The organism is Algicola sagamiensis DSM 14643 (assembly GCF_000374485.1).
Lineage (GTDB): Bacteria > Pseudomonadota > Gammaproteobacteria > Enterobacterales > Alteromonadaceae > Algicola > Algicola sagamiensis.
Genome location: NZ_KB894500.1, coordinates 1 through 17,586 on the forward strand (window position 1 = coordinate 1; position 17,586 = coordinate 17,586).

General features: G+C 43.4%; 17 protein-coding genes. 15 read left to right on the forward strand and 2 right to left on the reverse strand.

Annotated features, from left to right (window positions below):
• Positions 1-210: transposase (locus tag C505_RS0114035; protein ID WP_018693259.1), on the reverse strand; the 210-nt coding region annotated here is incomplete at its 3' end.
• 377 nt (positions 211-587) lie between these two features.
• Positions 588-1,226 (reverse strand): uridine kinase, encoded by a 639-nt coding sequence (udk, locus tag C505_RS0114040; protein ID WP_018693260.1) that lies wholly within the window; start codon positions 1,224-1,226, stop codon positions 588-590.
• Positions 1,227-1,488: 262 nt separating this feature from the next.
• Here udk and C505_RS0114045 point away from each other — a divergent pair, with 262 nt between their 5' ends.
• The 15 genes from C505_RS0114045 (at position 1,489) to C505_RS0114115 (ending at position 17,585) form a co-directional block, all read left to right on the forward strand.
• Positions 1,489-2,298 (forward strand): outer membrane protein OmpK, encoded by an 810-nt coding sequence (locus tag C505_RS0114045; protein WP_018693261.1) that lies wholly within the window; start codon positions 1,489-1,491, stop codon positions 2,296-2,298.
• Positions 2,299-2,618: 320 nt separating this feature from the next.
• Positions 2,619-3,392, forward strand: a complete 774-nt coding sequence (gene deoC, locus C505_RS0114050) for a deoxyribose-phosphate aldolase (RefSeq protein WP_211215080.1) — start codon at positions 2,619-2,621, stop codon at positions 3,390-3,392.
• A 16-nt stretch (positions 3,393-3,408) separates the two neighbouring features.
• Positions 3,409-4,728, forward strand: coding sequence for a thymidine phosphorylase (gene deoA, locus C505_RS0114055; RefSeq protein ID WP_018693263.1), 1,320 nt, complete (start codon positions 3,409-3,411; stop codon positions 4,726-4,728).
• A gap of 8 nt (positions 4,729-4,736) precedes the next feature.
• The gene (locus C505_RS0114060; protein ID WP_040440017.1) at positions 4,737-5,966 is read left to right on the forward strand and encodes a phosphopentomutase; all 1,230 of its coding nucleotides are present in this window, start codon (positions 4,737-4,739) and stop codon (positions 5,964-5,966) included.
• Positions 5,967-6,031: 65 nt separating this feature from the next.
• Positions 6,032-6,742, forward strand: a complete 711-nt coding sequence (deoD, locus tag C505_RS0114065; RefSeq protein WP_018693265.1) for a purine-nucleoside phosphorylase — start codon at positions 6,032-6,034, stop codon at positions 6,740-6,742.
• A 110-nt stretch (positions 6,743-6,852) separates the two neighbouring features.
• Positions 6,853-7,323 carry a xanthine phosphoribosyltransferase gene (gene gpt / locus C505_RS0114070; RefSeq protein WP_018693266.1) on the forward strand — a complete coding sequence of 157 codons (471 nt, stop codon included), beginning with the start codon at positions 6,853-6,855 and terminating at the stop codon, positions 7,321-7,323.
• A 234-nt stretch (positions 7,324-7,557) separates the two neighbouring features.
• Positions 7,558-9,594, forward strand: a complete 2,037-nt coding sequence (locus C505_RS22440) for an OPT family oligopeptide transporter (protein ID WP_018693267.1) — start codon at positions 7,558-7,560, stop codon at positions 9,592-9,594.
• A 291-nt stretch (positions 9,595-9,885) separates the two neighbouring features.
• A complete protein-coding gene (locus C505_RS0114080; RefSeq protein WP_018693268.1) occupies positions 9,886-10,833 on the forward strand; it encodes a YbgA family protein in 948 nt (315 codons plus the stop codon).
• Between the two features lie 3 nt (positions 10,834-10,836).
• Complete coding sequence (locus tag C505_RS24850) at positions 10,837-11,658, forward strand: MerR family transcriptional regulator (RefSeq protein WP_018693269.1); 822 nt, start codon at positions 10,837-10,839, stop codon at positions 11,656-11,658.
• Between the two features lie 11 nt (positions 11,659-11,669).
• Positions 11,670-13,139 (forward strand): deoxyribodipyrimidine photo-lyase, encoded by a 1,470-nt coding sequence (gene phrB, locus C505_RS0114090; protein WP_018693270.1) that lies wholly within the window; start codon positions 11,670-11,672, stop codon positions 13,137-13,139.
• Entirely contained in the window at positions 13,136-13,564 is a 429-nt protein-coding gene (locus tag C505_RS0114095; protein WP_018693271.1) for a nuclear transport factor 2 family protein, read from the forward strand. The genes phrB and C505_RS0114095 overlap by 4 nt, the downstream gene beginning before the upstream one ends.
• Positions 13,564-14,289: an SDR family NAD(P)-dependent oxidoreductase gene (locus C505_RS0114100; protein ID WP_018693272.1), complete on the forward strand. Its 726-nt coding sequence runs from the start codon at positions 13,564-13,566 to the stop codon at positions 14,287-14,289. Before C505_RS0114095 ends, C505_RS0114100 begins: the two co-directional genes overlap by 1 nt.
• Positions 14,286-15,560: an NAD(P)/FAD-dependent oxidoreductase gene (locus tag C505_RS0114105; RefSeq protein WP_018693273.1), complete on the forward strand. Its 1,275-nt coding sequence runs from the start codon at positions 14,286-14,288 to the stop codon at positions 15,558-15,560. Before C505_RS0114100 ends, C505_RS0114105 begins: the two co-directional genes overlap by 4 nt.
• Entirely contained in the window at positions 15,557-16,321 is a 765-nt protein-coding gene (locus tag C505_RS22450) for a DUF1365 domain-containing protein (RefSeq protein WP_018693274.1), read from the forward strand. The genes C505_RS0114105 and C505_RS22450 overlap by 4 nt, the downstream gene beginning before the upstream one ends.
• The gene (locus C505_RS0114115) at positions 16,311-17,585 is read left to right on the forward strand and encodes an SAM-dependent methyltransferase (RefSeq protein ID WP_018693275.1); all 1,275 of its coding nucleotides are present in this window, start codon (positions 16,311-16,313) and stop codon (positions 17,583-17,585) included. The genes C505_RS22450 and C505_RS0114115 overlap by 11 nt, the downstream gene beginning before the upstream one ends.
• The last annotated feature ends 1 nt before the right edge of the window (position 17,586 follow it).

The following is a 17,586-nucleotide window of genomic DNA, read 5'->3' on the forward strand; positions in this document are numbered from 1 at the left end:
GTACATTTTCTTGAGCCGTTTATTTTCTTCTTCCAATTCTTTTAACCGCTTCATGAGCGACGCATCCATCCCGCCGTATTTGGCTCGCCATTTATAAAAAAGAGCTGAACTCATACCATGCTCCCGACAAAGCTCAGGAACAGAAACACCATTTTCGTTTTGTTTGAGGATCGCGATGATCTGAGCATCGCTGAATTTAGATTTACGCATAGAAAACTCCTTTGTTATAGAGTACCGGAATTCTCTACTTAAAACCGCTACGATTTTTCGGGGGGATTACAGTTTCAATTTAATTTCTGTGAGTTTTCATAAAATTTACTTTTCTAGTGGTTATAGGCCTAGCTTTGTTGAGGAGTTTTGATATTGATTACTTCTTATGAACACGGGATTGCAGTATCCATAATTAACTAAGGGAGGTCTGGTTGTGCTAATGTGAAGATATATGTTATTCAGCGTATCTAAACACTCCTAAAAATCACACATTTGGTTTGAAATGAATAAAAAGGACGGCTTTGGCGGGATATCCGGATTAAAAATGGGCCCATGCAAAAAAACAACAAGCCCATTCTAGAGTGTGGAGGGAGAGATTACTCCGCAACCAACTGCTTAATCTTCGCTTTTAATAGCTCAATCGCAGGGCGGTTTTTGCCACCACGTGGGACGACCAGATCGGCGTGGTGCTTTGATGGTTTGATGTATTGGAAGAACATCGGGCGGACGGTGTCCTGGTATTGCTCGATGACCGACTCCAGGCTTCTGCCGCGTTCGCGGATATCGCGCTGCATTCTGCGTAAGAGGCAGATATCCAGTGGGGTATCGACGTAGACACAGATATCAAACTGTCTGCGAAGGGCTGGGTCGCTCAAGAGCAGAATGCCTTCGATCACGACAACGCGTTTTGGGGCGACGCGGGTGGTTTCTTCGATCCGTGTATGTGTGGTATAACAGTATGTCGGGACTTCGATGGACTCACCATCGCGAAGCATTTGCAAGTGTTGCATCAATAATTCGTGCTCAAATGCATCTGGGTGGTCGTAGTTGGTTTGAACCCGTTCTTCCATCGAGAGGTGGGTTTGATCGCGGTAGTAGGCATCTTCTTTAATTACCGCAATTTTATCGTTGCCGATTTCTTCGGCAATTTCGCATACTATGTTTTTTGCCAGCAAACTTTTGCCGGACGCGGAGGCACCCGCAATCGCAATGATGGATTGAACCTGTTCAGCCATGGATTTCTCGATCAGAAGACAAATTCATTCAATTTTGCCAGAAAAAGCAACATTAGACGACTAAAAATTACGGTAAAATGGGTTTTTTATGAACTTTTCTTTTCAATCCCACGATAAAGTGGTATCCTCCGCTCGCTTTTAAGTACCAGACGCAGCACGTTGTCGCTGTGTGTTTGTGTCATGGAACCTTGTGAGAGAGATACGTCCATCGGCCGGTACTTGTTCAAAAAATCTGTAGTAAAAGCATTTAGGCGGAAAAGACATGAAAAAGCTAACTAACCTTGCACTTGGAACTGTCGCAGTTGCTTCTTTATTTAGCGCAACTGCATCAGCTGATCATAAATATTCCTGGGGTAATGTTTCATTAAACTACCTTGATTGGGATGCAAAAACAGAAAACACTCACGGTAAAGATGATTTCCCATACATCGAGCTAGAAGCTGGTGCTGGATTCACTTGGGGTGACCTGTACGGCTTTATTGATTTCGAAAGCCCAGATCGTTTGTTCGCTGACAAAGACTCAGATAAAGATCCAAGTGATGCACACCGTATCGCAGCGAAAATCGTTGGGACACGTAAGCTTGGTGAAACAGGTTTTTCAGCATATGGTCAGGTTTATCACCTTTCTAGCCATAAGTTCTCTGTAACAAACGTGGTTGGTGGTGCTGCATATGACTACCGTAATGGTGGACTTTGGATCCGTCCTTGGCTTGGTAAGCACTACCAAATTCAATCTAATGGATTCGAAGGTGCTAAGTCATACAGTGGTGACAATGGCTTCATGGGTGGTGTGACATGGACTTATAACTTCAAACTATTTGGTGAGAAGTTTATGGCAGCACAATGGCATGAATATGAGTTCAAGCGCGATGGCCAGCACTATCAAAACGAAGATGGTAGTGTAAACGAGTTTGGTGATGGTCGCTCTGAAGGTCATAACGGTGCAGTATCTATCTGGTGGCACATGACTGATGCATTGACCACTGGTTTCCAATACCGCTACGCTGATTATAAGCTTGGTTCGAACGCCTATATCGACGCATTTATCTACTCTATCAAATATAACTTCTAATTTGATAACAAATTCGAGTAGAATCGAGGGGAGGCTTAGGCCTCCCCTTGTTGTTCCTGGCACAAAGATGCTAACGACTCCAACAATAACGAACAACAAGCGTTAAAACCCTACACCTGAAAGTCGATGTGCTACTCACAGCGACTGAGCCGATACTCGCCTGTTGTCACAGCAGTGACGCATAGCGGGAACGTGTGTCTGTCTGATTGGCATCAACACACAAATTGGTATTCACTGATATTCTCAAAGAGACAAAATGGATTGATGTTGATTTTTCACATCGATCGCTGGCTTTTTGATTGAAAAAATAAGGAATGCATGTGTTGCCCTTAGAACAAATTGCGCGCCAGGCGCTGGAAATGACCGATCTCACGAGCTTAAATGAGACGGATACAGAACAAACCATCCAAACCTTATGCCAGCAGGCTGCTGCTGGGCAGACGCATACCGCCGCTGTCTGCGTTTATCCGCAATTTATCCAAACCGCCAAAGATGCACTTGCAGGATCGGGTTTATCTTCCGTGAAAGTTGCGACAGTCACGAACTTCCCACAGGGTTCGACCGATTTAAATAAAGCTGTTTTAGAAACTGCGCATGCGGTGAGTGATGGTGCAGATGAAGTCGATGTTGTGTTTCCTTATAAAGCGCTCCAAGCAGGTGATGAAAGCATCGGTTTAGAAATCGTGAAGCGTTGTAAACTGGCTTGTGGTAATCAAGCACAACTCAAAGTGATCATTGAATCTGGTGAACTTGCAGATACAGCATTGATCAAGCGTGCCGCTGAAATCTGTATAGAAGGCGGTGCAGACTTTGTAAAAACATCGACTGGCAAAGTCCCAGTGAACGCAACGATTGAAGCGACGCGAGTGATTCTAGAAACAATCAAAGCAAGTGGTAAACCAGTTGGTTTTAAAGCTGCTGGTGGCATTCGGACCACCGCACAAGCACAAGAATATATTCAACTTGCACAAGCAATCATGGGAGAGGGTTGGGTCACGCCTGATCATTTCCGTTTTGGTGCAAGTGGCCTGGTGAACGACCTAAAAAATACAATGGGTCTGGCACCGACAGAACAACAAAAATCTAACTATTAGCAGTTCGGGAGATCCCATGTTACTTCCACAAAACGTCATTCAAAAGAAACGTGATGGACAAATTTTAACACCTGAAGAAATCGCTTATTTTGTTCAGGGAATCAAGTCAGGTGAAGTTGCAGATGCACAAGTTGGTGCATTTACGATGGCTGTTTATATCAATGGTATGCAACCAACAGAAACTGCAAACCTGATGGGGCAGATGAAAGACTCTGGCGTCACATTAGACTGGTCTGATGCTGAATTTGATGGGCCGATAGTTGATAAGCACTCCACCGGTGGTGTGGGGGATGTGGTCAGTTTGATGTTGGGTCCACTTGTCGCAGCTTGTGGTGGCTATGTGCCAATGATTGCCGGCCGTGGTTTAGGTCACACAGGAGGCACGATTGATAAGCTTGAAGCGATCCCAGGCTACAACACAAATCTTTCGATCGAACAGTTCCGCCAAGTTACAAAAGAAGTTGGTGTTTCTATCATCGGTCAAACATCCGATCTCGCACCAGTCGATAAAAAAATCTATGCCATCCGTGATGTGACGGCAACCGTTGCTTCGATTCCACTTATTACTGCGTCTATTTTGTCGAAAAAACTCGCTGCGGGTTTAGAAAATCTTGTGATGGATGTAAAATTCGGCTCCGGCGCATTTATGCCAACGTTTGAAGAGAGCCGTGCATTAGCAAGAAGTATTGTAGATGTTGCGAAAGCATATGGTACGCCGACGACTGCATTATTAACCAATATGAATCAAGTATTGGCGCATAATGCAGGCAATGCATTGGAAGTGAAAGAAGCGGTTGAGTTCTTAATGAACCAAAACATCAACCCAATGCTGAAGTCTGTCACAGTCGCACTTGGCGCGGAAATGCTTGTGATCAGTGGTATCTGTAATGATATCCATGATGCAGAAAAACGCATTGAGCATGCATTGACGTCAGGAAAAGCTTTAGAAGTCTTCTCTAAAATGGTTGCTGCCCATGGTGGTCCAATTGATTTTGTTGAACGTTATGATGAATATTTAACACTATCAGAAGTGAAATATCCGGTGTACGCTCAGCAAGAAGGCTTTGTCCAAACGATTGATGTGAAAGAAATCGGTATGTCTGTTGTCCAATTAAAAGGCGGCCGTGCACATCCAGATCAAGAATTGGACTTAAGTGTTGGAATTGAAGCAATGCTTCCTGTCGGTGCACCAGTGCAAGCGGATACGCCGCTTTGTTATATTCGTGCAACCAATGATGCGGATGCGCAGCGTATTGCCGAGATGGTTCGTACAACCATCAAAATCAGTGCAGAACAACCAAGCACTGAAGTGGCAGTGATTGAAAAAATTAGTTGAGTGGTGTGATGAAAAAACGAGTCATTATTGCAGTGATGGATTCTTTCGGGATTGGCCATACCGCTGATGCGGAGAAATTTGGCGATATCGGAGCCAATACACTGCTCAGTATTGCAAATCAGTGTGCAGCTGGAGACGCGGACAATGGCCGCAAAGGACCACTGACACTCCCCAATTTATCCAAACTTGGTTTAGGTAAAGCATGTGAAGGTGCAGGGGGAACATTCCCCCCTGGGCTGGATGAAGATGCCGAGATCACTGGTGCTTATGGCTGGGCCGCAGAAATCAGCTCAGGTAAAGATACGCCAAGTGGTCATTGGGAAATCGCAGGCGTGCCAGTTCTATTCGACTGGGGATACTTCCCGCAGGAAGAGCCATGCTTTCCGCAAGAGTTCATTGATACTTTAATTGAACGTTGCAACTTGCCGGGTATTCTTGGTAATTGCCATTCATCAGGAACGGTCATTATCGAACGCTTTGGTGGAGAGCATATGCAAACGGGTAAGCCAATCTGTTATACATCAGCAGATAGTGTTTTCCAAATCGCAGCCCACGAAGAAACATTTGGCCTCGAGAAGCTTTACGAAATGTGCGAAGTCGCTCGAGAGTTGCTTAATGATTTAAACATTGGCCGTGTGATTGCACGTCCATTTATTGGAAAAAACACATCAGATTTTAACCGTACTGGTAATCGTCGTGACTTTTCAGTGCTCCCACCTGAGCCGACCATGCTGGATAAGCTGGCACAATCCGGTGGTGAAGTGATCAGTATCGGTAAAATCGCTGATATTTATGCCCATCAAGGGATCACGCAGAAGTTTAAAGCGACTGGATTGGATGCGTTGTTTGATGAGACACTCAAGCAGATGGAATTATCGGGTGACCGATCATTGATTTTCACCAATTTTGTCGATTTTGATCAAAACTTCGGCCATCGCCGTGACGTACCTGGCTATGCAGGTGCGCTTGAGCATTTTGATCAACGCCTTCCAGAGCTTTTAAATCAGCTGGAAGATGGTGATTTGTTGTTATTGACTGCCGATCATGGTTGCGATCCAACTTGGCATGGCAGCGACCATACGCGTGAGCATGTGCCTGTGTTGATGTTTGGTAAGAATGTCAAACCAGGATCGTTGGGTCTACGTGATACGTTTGCCGATATGGGTCAGACGATTGCGGAATACTTTGACCTTGAGCCGATGAATTACGGCAAGTCGTTTTTAAAAGATTTGATTTAAAATTAAATATTGAAGCTGGCATATTGCCATATGTGCCAGCCATAAGAAGTGAAGAGGTAAATAGAATGGCCACTCCTCATATTAATGCGAACCCGGGTGATTTTGCTGAAGTTTGTTTGATGCCGGGCGATCCACTCCGCGCAAAATATATCGCAGAAAAATATCTAAAAGACGTCCAGCAAATCACAGACGTTCGGAATATGTTCGGTTTTACAGGAACATATAAAGGCAAGCGTATTAGCATTATGGGTCACGGAATGGGTGTTCCTTCTGTCTCAATTTACGCAACTGAGTTGATTAAAGACTACGGTGTGAAGAAAATCATCCGTATTGGTAGTGCGGGCGCGGTTCGTGATGACATTCAACTTCGAGATGTTGTGGTTGCAATGGGTGCGAGCACGGACTCCGGTGTCAACCGTTCACGTCTAAAAGGCCATGATTTTGCTGCAATCGCAGATTTCGACTTGATGCAAAAAGCTGTGAATGCTGCGAAAGAAAAATCTGTAGATGTGCGAGTTGGTAATGTCTTTACTGCGGATCTGTTCTATTCTCCTGACAGCGAAATTTTCTCTGTACTGAATAAATACGGTGTATTGGCAGTTGAAATGGAAGCGGCTGGTCTGTATGGTGTTGCAGCAGAATTTGGCGCGCAAGCGTTGACAATCCTCACAGTAAGCGATCACATTCTGACTGGTGAGCAAACAACTGCAGAAGAGCGTCAAACGACTTTCAACGAGATGGTTGAAATCGCTTTGGAAACAGCCATCGCAGAATAAGCTAACTGAACAGCTTAACTTATTAAAAAAGCGCGTGTTTTGTCTTTGACGAAATGCGCGCTTTGTACAATCAGAACATCAAAAAGATAAAAATAAAAAGGCGAGTCCTCATGGAATTAAATGAACGCAAAGAATTCTTTGTATCCTGGGAAGATCTACACCGGACGACGAAGGTGCTAGCAAAGCGTCTCATGCCCAATGACCAATGGGATGCAATTATTGCAGTCAGTCGAGGTGGCTTGGTACCCGGCGCAATTCTTGCGCGCGAGTTGAACATCCGTATGATCGATACCATTTGTATTTCCAGTTACGATAATGAACACCAACGAGAATTGAAAGTGTTGAAAGACGTCCTTGATGATTCAGCTCGGCTTTTGGTTGTAGATGACTTGGTTGATACGGGAGAGACTGCGAAAGTGATCCGTGAAAAATTCCCAAAAGCGACTTTTGTTGCAGTTTACGCTAAGCCACAAGGGAAAGCTCTTGTCGATAAATACGTGATTGATGTTGATCAAGATACTTGGATCAACCTGCCGTGGGATATGGAGCTTTCTTACGTCGACCCACTGGCTGGCGAGTAAATCAGCCTAAAAAAGTATCAATTTTTACGCATCTGTTTTACTTAAGCGTGCAATTTTGTGCGCTTCTTATTTCAATTCGTCTTATTTCTCATTCTAATTTCTCAATTATCTTGACGCTTCTGGCATCCTCCTTGAGAATATTTCGCCAAATATCTGTTGATCTTTCGGAAATTTCATTTGATAGCTGAAAGACCAGCAGATCCAATTGATAAAAATAAAATAAGGGACCATCGTATGGCGAATCAACACACGCCACTAGTGCCGCCTGAAAAACAGCTCCATGAGTTGACGATCAAGGCACTATTATTAGGCGCTTTTCTTTCTATTGTACTGGCTGCGGCGAATGCTTATATTGGCTTACTTGTCGGTTTGACTGTTTCTGCTTCCATTCCTGCAGCCGCCGTATCTATGGGGTTGCTCAGATTATTCCCACGTTCCAATATCCTCGAAAATAATATGGTACAAACCGCGGCATCTGCGGGTGAATCTCTCGTTGCCGGGATGATATTTACGGTTCCTGCTCTGGTACTGATGGGGGCATGGTCGGACTATGATTACTGGCCGCTAGTGACGGTCGCAGCGCTCGGTGGGATCATGGGGGTTGCATTCACCATTCCGCTTCGGCGTGCGTTGATTGTCGAAGCAAAACTGAAATTCCCTGAAGGTGTTGCAACGGCAGAGGTACTCAAAACGGGTGGTATCGAAACCTCTCCTGAGACGCAAGCTGAGCAAAAGGAAGCGGGCAGCAAAGGCTTTAAAAAACTCCTGGTAGCAGCAGGACTGGGTGCGGTGTATAAAGCACTCGAATCAGGCTTTGGAATGATTGCCAGTGGTGTGGCAAATGTGTCGTCATGGCTCTCCGGTCGTTACCTCTTTATGGGGGATATCACTTTATCGCCAGCACTTGTGGGTGTCGGTTATATCGTAGGACTCAATATCGCGTTTCTGGTTTTCTTAGGTGGTGCAATCGGTACTTTGATTGGTGTTCCACTGAACTGGATTTTCAATAGCGATGCACTCATTCACGCTGCGGGGATTTCTCCAGATCTTGCGGTGTCAAATTATACGATGGAGCACTGGGAAGCGATTGCCAATGAAGCTTGGTCCAAGAACCGTCGTATCGGTGTGGGTGCGATGATTGTTGGCGGGATCTGGTCATTGATTTCATTATTAAAGCCATTAATGGCAGGGATCAAGGCAAGCTTTGAAGCATACAAAGCCCTTGGTTCTGACGAAGGAAAAATTGTAAGAACCGAAATGGATACGCCAATTCCTTATGTTCTGATCGTAGCATTACTTGGCACAATTCCATTGTTCTTTGTATTCTATACAGGGCTTGCTGAATATCCGGGACGTTTGGGTATTTCGCTAGTTATGACTGTCCTGATGCTGTTCTTTGGTTTTATCTTTGCCTCAGTTGCAGGCTATATGGCGGGCCTTGTTGGCTCTTCAAATAACCCGATTTCTGGTGTGACAATTGCCACGGTGATCATCTCTTCCCTGATCTTATTACAACTGATGGGGAATGACGGCATTGCAGGTAAACTGGGTCCAGTTGCAGTGATTTATCTAGCAGCATTGATTTGTTCTGCGGCGGCGATTGCAGGGGATAATATGCAGGACTTGAAGTGTGGTCACATCATTGGGGCGACACCATGGCGTCAACAGATCTTCCAGGTCGTTGGTGTTGTTGCGGCAGCCTTTATCATTCCCCTTATTCTACAAATCTTGGATGCAGGCTACGGGATTGGTCGCCCAAGTCCGACAGGTGCGTCGGAGTCATTCCTTTCAGCCCCCCAAGCAGGACTTATGAAAGACCTTTCGACTGGTATTTTCGGTGCAGGGATAGAGTGGCAATTTATCTACATGGGCTTTGTATTAGCTGTAGCGCTGATTCTCCTCGATAAATTTCAGGAAAAACGTGGTTCGTCATTCCGCTTCCCAGTACTTGCTGTTGCTGTGGGAATATACTTGCCTCTGGGGTTATCGGTGCCAATCTTTATCGGTGGCTTACTGGCGCATTATGTTCAGAAGAAGAGTGCGAATGAGTCAGAAACGGTTAAGAAAGATCGTGAGAACTCAGGTCTGCTTGTTGCCTCAGGTTTGATCACGGGTGAAGCACTGATGGGTGTCTTGATTGCGGTGATTGCAGCATTCGTCATGCCACTGCCATCACCAATGACAATTGCGCCTTATCTTGGATTGGCTGCGATGGCATTTGTGATTTACTTCCAATACCAACAATCGATGGTGAAACAAAGCCAAGCTTAACGATTTATTTCTTCATCATCAAAAAGGCGCATCATCCTTCATGCGCCTTTTTATCTCCTTGAAAGATTCTTTTTTACCTTAAATTTCACATTAAAGTTGTACAAGACTTTCTATCCTGTCTAATTGTCATCTGGCTGCTTTGTATTAAGCTATTCATAAATAAGGTTAAATTATTTTTAATTGCAGCTTATTAATCATATGATATGTACACAAATAAAAACTTGTACAATTATTCGGATTGGTTTACTCTTTAGTTGTACAAAATAAATTTTTCGTACAAAGGAGATGGAGATGAATAAGATCCCTGTTGGTATTAGCGCATGTGTACTTGGTCAGAATGTACGTTTTGATACAGGTCACAAACGTAGTCAATTTGTTTGTCAAGAGTTGACAGATTTGATGACTTTTACACCTGTATGTCCAGAAATGGGGGCGGGAATGCCAGCGCCACGACCAACAATAAGACTCATTCGTGATGAGGAAAGAATGCGATTAATGGGAAGTCGAGACAAAACGCTTGAAGTGACAGAACAAGTTACTCAGTTTTCAAAAGAGAAAATTGCTCAACTTCATCATCTTTGCGGTTATATTCTTTGTGCCAAGTCACCGACTTGCGGTATGGAACGTGTCCCAGTCTATTCACTCAACAGTGAAGGTGGAGATAAGAGTGGTACGGGTCTCTATGCTGCGGAATTGATGAAGCAAATGCCTTGGTTACCTGTAGAGGAAGATGGAAGGCTGAATGATCCAATCCTCAGAGAAAACTTTATCGCTCGTGTTTTCGCACTTCATCACTTCTATGAATGCATGGAAGGTGGACTCACAGTCGAAAAGTTTATTTCCTTCCATTCGAAATACAAGCTGATGTTAATGGCAACGGCTCCGGATCAATATAAATCTCTAGGTCGTGATATTGCGGCTCTCAATGACGCTGACCTCGAATCATTCTTTTTATATTATCGTCAGTCGTTCATGGACTTGATGAAACAACGATCGAATAAAAAGACGCATGCAAATACCTTGTTCCATATCCAAGGATATTTTAAGAAGTTCTTAAGCAAACAGGAAAAACAAGAGTTAAGCCAATTGATCCATGATTATCGTCAGGGTTTTGTTCCACTCTTGGCACCGCTAACGCTATTGAGTCACTACTTACAAAAATATCCAAATGACTATTTGTCCAAGCAAGTTTATCTTAGGCCGCATCCGCTTGAATTAAAATTAAGATATGGGCTTTGACGTATGACAGTGATTGACCAAGACATTTTATATACCATAAAAGAAGTCTCAGACTTGACTGGGGTAAACCCAGTCACGCTCAGGGCTTGGCAACGCAGATATGGGTTGTTAACACCGCTGAGAACAGAAAAGGGACATCGGCTATTTCGTCCAGAAGATATTGACCGAATCCACGAAATTCTCGCATGGCTCGACAAAGGGGTCTCTGTCGGCAAAATTAAGCCTTTGTTAGAGCAAAGTAATCAATCTATCGTCCAAGAGCAGCAAGCGTTGGAAGAAGTTGATGAATTTTTAAAGCATCTAGCTGCTTTAAACCGCTCTAAAGCAATCGCGTGTTTAGCGGAAATTCTTAAAGAATATCCTTATTCTACCTTCTATGAGAAATTTTTCTTATACGTTGAAAAACGTTTACTTCAAGGCGTTTTGCCTCATTTCAATCTACAGTACTCCTTATGGGAAGCGCTCCTGACAGAACAATGCGGGAGTGTCATACATGCGCTAAACCGAATTCAAAAAGATGACTGTTGGGTGATGCATTTCGGTGAAAATGCAAAATCGTTGGCTTGGGTTACGGCATTAGCTTGTGCCAATCAGCAATACCGCGTGACCTTACTCGAAGGCGTCCAGGGTAAAACAGCACCGCTAGGCAAATTACTTCAAGAATACCCAATCAAAAAAATCGTTTTAGTTGGTGAGAACAAACTGCCTGAAGAAACACTTTCCGGTTTAGTCCTTTTAAAGAAACAGTTGAATTGTGAAGTGGAGCTGGTGGGCAGTATTCACACGATCCACTTTCAACGCTTTTATTCGGATGAATTCATTTAGAGAGAATAGTCATGATCCTGATGTGGTTTCGCCAAGACTTACGGTTGACGGATAACCGAGCGCTTTTTCAAGCAGCTCATCTTGCTCTTGAAACAGGGCAACCCCTCGTTTGTTGCTACATTGCAACGCCAAAACTATGGGAGAGTTATTTCATGTCTTCCAGGCAACAATCACTGATACAAAGCCGAGTTGATGCGTTGCAAAAGGACTTAAACAGCTTGGGGATACCACTGCATTGCATCATTCAAGATAATCACCAACAGGCAGAAAATTACCTTTATGAATTTTGCCTATCACACAAGGTTCGCCATCTATTTTTAAATTTCCAATATGAGCTGAATGAATGGCAACGTGATGAGCGACTCATTCTCAAAACTGCTGCTTTGGGATTACAAATACATGGTTATCATGATCAGTTGTTGATACCGCCAAGCTCTGTAACAAATGCTCAGGGTGAAATGTACAAAGTATTCACCCCATTTCGTCAGAAATGGCTGTCATGTCTACCCCAATATGACATTCAATGTTTACCCAAACCAAAATCGCTCATTGCGCACCAACAAAGCCATGTGATGCCATTGGATCAAGCCTTAACGCTCACAAATATCACGTTTGAAGATACACATTGGCCGTTGGATGAACAGTCGATTATCCAACAGCTGAGAAACTTTTGTAAGGATAGAGCAGAAGATTATCATCAAGACCGAGACTTTCCTGCGCTTCATGGTACAAGTCAAATTTCACCATATCTGGCCATTGGGGCTTTATCACCACGACAATGTTTACATCGTCTGCAACACCATTTTCCAGAAGTCGTCGAAGCAAGAAACAGTGGGGCATTTAGTTGGTTGAATGAATTGATTTGGCGAGAATTCTATAAACATTTGATGTTTGCTTTTCCGGGGTTAATCAAAGGTGATGCTTTTCAAGCATGGACATCTTTAATTCCTTGGCGTGATGACGATAAGCTTTTTCAAGCATGGAAAGATGGGCAAACAGGTTATCCCATTGTTGATGCAGCGATGCGTCAATTAAACCAGACGGGCTGGATGCATAATCGACTAAGAATGATAGTCGCTTCTTTTTTAACGAAGGATTTGCAGATCCATTGGAAAAAAGGAGAGGCCTATTTTATGTCGCAGCTCATCGATGGTGACTTCTCGGCCAATAATGGCGGATGGCAATGGGCTGCGTCAACGGGGTGTGATGCACAACCTTATTTCCGAATCTTTAATCCAACAACACAGGGTGAAAAATTTGATCCAAATGGTGACTTTATTCGTCAATGGATCCCAGAGCTTTCAAGTGTCCCTCAAAAATATATTCATCAACCTAGCCAGTGGGCAAAAAAGGTTGGAATTGCACTGATGTATCCGCTGCCCATTGTTGACCATGCAGTCGCCAGAAAAGAGACCTTAATCATGTTTGAACAAGCAAAACAGTGTTTTCAAGATCAATCGCTTGAGGAGGTCAACCAATGACGACGGTTGTGAAGCGTTTTATTTCGTTGTACGAGCAACTGGATAAAAACAGCATCGAACAGCTCTCAGATGTTTATCACCCAGATATTGTGTTTCAAGACCCAGCCCATGAGATCACAGGATGGCATGATTTCTATCGCTACTTTGAAGGGCTGATGGAGAATTTATCGTTCTGTCATTTCAATATCCAAAGTCATCATCAAGAGAATGATGAAGCTTTTCTGGTTTGGGAAATGACCTTTGAACACCCCAAGATTTCAAATGGTGAACCCGTTGTCGTTTCAGGAAGTAGTCATTTAAAGATGTTTGATGAACGCGTGATCTACCATCGAGATTATTTTGATATGGGGCAGATGCTCTATGAACACCTGCCTGTTCTTAGTCAAGCTATCCGTTGGATAAAACGCAGAATGAGGAGTGAGTGATGAAAACCTACTTCATTACTGGTGCAACTTCGGGTATCGGACGACAGCTTGCAATGGATTATGCAGCATCCGGTGCGAAGGTCATTGCTTGTGGCCGTCGAGAAGAAAAGTTAAAGGAACTGGAAAGCTATTCTACGAACATTCAGGGCCTTTGTTTTGACATTACAGATCAAATGAAAGTCAATCAGGCGATTCATTCGGTAAAGACGCATGTGGATGTTTGGATACTGAATGCTGGAGATTGTGAATATATTGATGATGGCCGTATTGAGGCGAAACTTTTTCGTCGCGTCTTTGAAGTCAACTTTTTTGGTGTCGTTCATTGCTTAGAAGCGATTCAAGAGAGAGTGGAGCCTGGTGACCAAGTTGCATTGATGAGTTCAACTGCCAGTTACATCCCATTGCCGAGAGCTGAGGCTTATGGTGCTTCTAAATCAGCAATCAGTTATTTAGCCCGTTCTCTTGCTATTGACTGGGCAGGTATTGAAGTCAACATCAGTGTGATCTCACCTGGGTTTGTGAAGACACCTTTGACAGATAAAAATACCTTTGCGATGCCGATGCGGATCTCAGCTGAAGAGGCTTCAGTCGCCATTCAAAAAGGGTTAGCAAAAAGGGAGAGAGAAATTCATTTTCCAAAACGTTTTTCCTACCTACTGAAGTCAATATCTCTTTTACCTCAATTTATACAGTTTAAATTAGGATGCAAAATAGGTGCACAATGAAGATTGCAATTATCGGTAGTGGTATTTCAGGACTAACATGTGCGAATTACCTTCATCATGAGCACCAAATTACCATTTTTGAGGCGAATGATTATGTTGGTGGGCATACAGCAACAGTCGATGTTGAGGTAGAAAGTGGCACCTATGCCATCGACACAGGGTTTATTGTTTACAACGATAAAACATATCCAAACTTCATTCGATTACTGGATGAATTGGGTCTACGAGGTCGTCCAACGCAAATGAGCTTTAGTGTGCACAATGATAAGAATGGATTAGAGTATAACGGGCACACAATCGCAACGTTATTTGCGCAAAAAAGGAATATATTCAACCCTAAATTTTATGGTTTTATTAAAGAAATTCTACGCTTTAATCAACTTGCCAAAAAGGTGGATATCGATGATGTTGCGGAACAAGATGTCACACTTGGTGATTTCTTAAAAGCCTACCAATTCAGTGATTACTTTTGTGAAAACTATATCCTGCCAATGGGCGCTGCAATCTGGTCCTCTTCTATGTCTGATATGCGGGGATTCCCATTAACTTTCTTTGTTCGATTTTTTGAGCATCATGGATTATTGAATGTAGCCGACAGACCTCAATGGCGTGTTATTCCCGGCGGTTCAAGAGAATATATCAGAAAAATGTTACCAAAGCTCTCGGCTCAAATCCGGCTCAATTGTCCTGTTTATACAGTATCTCGTGGTTTACATGGTGTATTGGTGAGATCACAGGATGGGGATGAACAGTTTGATCAGGTCATTTTTTGTTGTCACAGCGATCAAGCGCTGCAAATGCTCGAAGACCCTTCAAAAGATGAGGTAGAGTTACTCTCTAAAATTCCCTATCGTGACAATGAAGTGGTGCTTCATACGGATACATCATTATTACCAAAAGCTCGCGTTGCATGGGCTTCATGGAACTACTGGTTACCAAATGAATTTGGCGCGGAGCATGCTTTACCTTCTGTGACCTACAACATGAATATCTTGCAAGGGATCCAATCACCGGAAACATTTTGCGTAACATTAAATAAAACAGAAGCTATTCAAGAAGATAAGATCCTTAGGAAGTTTCATTACAGTCATCCCGTGTTTACCGCTGAAGGGTTGAGCGCAAGAAAGCAAAAGCACCTCATTCAGGGAGTCAATAAAACGTGGTTTGCAGGTGCGTATTGGTATAACGGATTTCATGAAGATGGCGTCAGAAGTGCCTTAGATGTTGTGATGGATATCATCAACCAACAAGCGTTGAGGCAGGCAATATGAATAGCCAAATTTTTGTTGGAACCGTCAGGCATCGACGTTTTACCCCTGTAAAGCATGCTTTTGAATATCCAATGTTTATGCCTTTTATTGACTTGGATGAATTGGCAACACTGAATGAAAAAGTACGCGGATTTGGTATGGGTAAATGGAAACCTGCGAGCTTTTTTCGTGATGATTATCTCGGACAGGGAAGTCTTAAAACGGCTGTACAAGACAAGGTGGAAGAGCTGACTGGAGAGCGAGTCCAAGGTCGGGTCATGATGTTATGCCACTTGCGATATTTTGGATTTTATTTTAGTCCGGTTAACTTTTATTACTTGTATGATGAGCGTGAAACTTGGCGTTTTATGCTGGCTGAGGTCAGTAATACACCCTGGAACGAAAGGCATTACTATGCAATCCCCGCAGGAAGAAGTTGGGAAAATGCCAAAATGTTTCATGTTTCACCATTCAACCCTATTTCACAAACTTACCAGTGGAAATTGCGTGAACCGAAAGATGCAATGATGGTTCATTTGGAAGCACATCAGGCATCAAAAGAATTTGATGCAACCTTAGTGATGAAAGCACAACCATTTGATAGTCAAACATTATCTTTCCTTCTTAGAAAAACCCCGATGATAACTTTGAAAACGGTGATTGGTATTTATTGGCAGGCTTTTCGGCTTTGGATTAAAAAAGCGCCTTTTTATGATCACCCTGGTGATATGACGACAAAGTTGGATCCGCTACAAAAAATTAGGAGTACACATGTTAAATAACTCGTCCCAATCATCAAATAAAGTGACCTACCCCTTAGCTTGTATTGGATCTCTTGAGTTAAGTCTTTCGCAAAGACTCGCACAAAAGGCACTGCATGAGGTTCTTCAACGATTGCCGCATGGTTATCTCGCATTGATTGGTTTAAATGGTGAAGTGAGTCAATTTGGCGATGAATCCTCTGATTTGCACGCCACAATGGAAATCCATCACCCAGATTTTTATACCCGGATCTTGCTTGGTGGGAGTATTGGTGCTGGTGAATCTTATATTGAAAAACAATGGGATTCTCCTGACCTCACACAAGTCATTCGCTTGTTTGCACGTAATTTATCGACACTTGATAAGATTGAAGACCGATTTCGTTGGTTATCCGGTTCAGTTGAAAAATTGAGACACTGGCGCAAGCGAAACTCGGTCAGTCAGGCAAAAGATAATATTTCCGCGCATTATGATCTGGGTAATGACTTATATCAGACGTTTTTAGATACAGAGATGCTCTATTCGAGTGCACTATTTTGTAGCGAACACGATACATTAGAGATGGCTCAATACAATAAAATGAAGCGGCTTTGTGAAAAGCTCGAGCTAAAGAGTAGTGATCATTTGCTTGAAATTGGAACGGGGTGGGGGGGGCTAGCCATTTTTGCGGCGCGTCATTATGGATGCAAGGTGACGACCACGACTATCTCGCAAGAGCAGCATGATTTGGCTCGGGAACGGATCAAAGCAGCAGGATTGTCAGATAGAGTCACGTTATTGATGAGAGACTATCGTGAACTGTACGGCCAGTTTGACAAGGTTGTCTCGGTTGAAATGATAGAAGCGGTAGGTAAGAAGTACCTGAATAGCTACGCCGAACAATGTCAGGCACTGTTAAAGCCTGGTGGGCTACTCATGATCCAAGCGATCACAATCGCCGATCAGCGTTATGACTCATACAGCAAGAATGTTGATTTTATCCAAAAGCATGTGTTTCCAGGTGGTTTTTTGCCATCGGTAACGCGTTTATTAAACACATTCACGAATAAAACTGACTTTGTGATACGGGATCTGATCGATATGGGTCAGGATTATGCAATGACATTGGCAAACTGGCATGCGCGGTTTAGTCAGCGTCGTGAGGAAATCATTGCACTTGGGTACGACGAGCGATTCATTCGATTGTGGCGTTTCTATCTTTGTTATTGTGAGGGCGGCTTTTTGGAGAAAAAAACCAGTGCCGTTCAGGTTTGTTTGCAGCGTCCAGCATATGTGAGTCCTTAAG

Excerpts from the sequence above, each read along its gene's own strand:
- udk (WP_018693260.1), bottom strand. The coding sequence starts at position 1,226 with ATGGCTGAACAGGTTCAATCCATCATTGCGATTGCGGGTGCCTCCGCG.
- C505_RS0114045 (WP_018693261.1), top strand. The coding sequence starts at position 1,489 with ATGAAAAAGCTAACTAACCTTGCACTTGGAACTGTCGCAGTTGCTTCT.
- deoA (WP_018693263.1), top strand. The coding sequence starts at position 3,409 with ATGTTACTTCCACAAAACGTCATTCAAAAGAAACGTGATGGACAAATT.
- C505_RS0114060 (WP_040440017.1), top strand. The coding sequence starts at position 4,737 with ATGAAAAAACGAGTCATTATTGCAGTGATGGATTCTTTCGGGATTGGC.
- deoD (WP_018693265.1), top strand. The coding sequence starts at position 6,032 with ATGGCCACTCCTCATATTAATGCGAACCCGGGTGATTTTGCTGAAGTT.
- gpt (WP_018693266.1), top strand. The coding sequence starts at position 6,853 with ATGGAATTAAATGAACGCAAAGAATTCTTTGTATCCTGGGAAGATCTA.
- C505_RS22440 (WP_018693267.1), top strand. The coding sequence starts at position 7,558 with ATGGCGAATCAACACACGCCACTAGTGCCGCCTGAAAAACAGCTCCAT.
- C505_RS0114080 (WP_018693268.1), top strand. The coding sequence starts at position 9,886 with ATGAATAAGATCCCTGTTGGTATTAGCGCATGTGTACTTGGTCAGAAT.
- C505_RS24850 (WP_018693269.1), top strand. The coding sequence starts at position 10,837 with ATGACAGTGATTGACCAAGACATTTTATATACCATAAAAGAAGTCTCA.
- phrB (WP_018693270.1), top strand. The coding sequence starts at position 11,670 with ATGATCCTGATGTGGTTTCGCCAAGACTTACGGTTGACGGATAACCGA.
- C505_RS0114095 (WP_018693271.1), top strand. The coding sequence starts at position 13,136 with ATGACGACGGTTGTGAAGCGTTTTATTTCGTTGTACGAGCAACTGGAT.
- C505_RS0114100 (WP_018693272.1), top strand. The coding sequence starts at position 13,564 with ATGAAAACCTACTTCATTACTGGTGCAACTTCGGGTATCGGACGACAG.
- C505_RS0114105 (WP_018693273.1), top strand. The coding sequence starts at position 14,286 with ATGAAGATTGCAATTATCGGTAGTGGTATTTCAGGACTAACATGTGCG.
- C505_RS22450 (WP_018693274.1), top strand. The coding sequence starts at position 15,557 with ATGAATAGCCAAATTTTTGTTGGAACCGTCAGGCATCGACGTTTTACC.
- C505_RS0114115 (WP_018693275.1), top strand. The coding sequence starts at position 16,311 with ATGTTAAATAACTCGTCCCAATCATCAAATAAAGTGACCTACCCCTTA.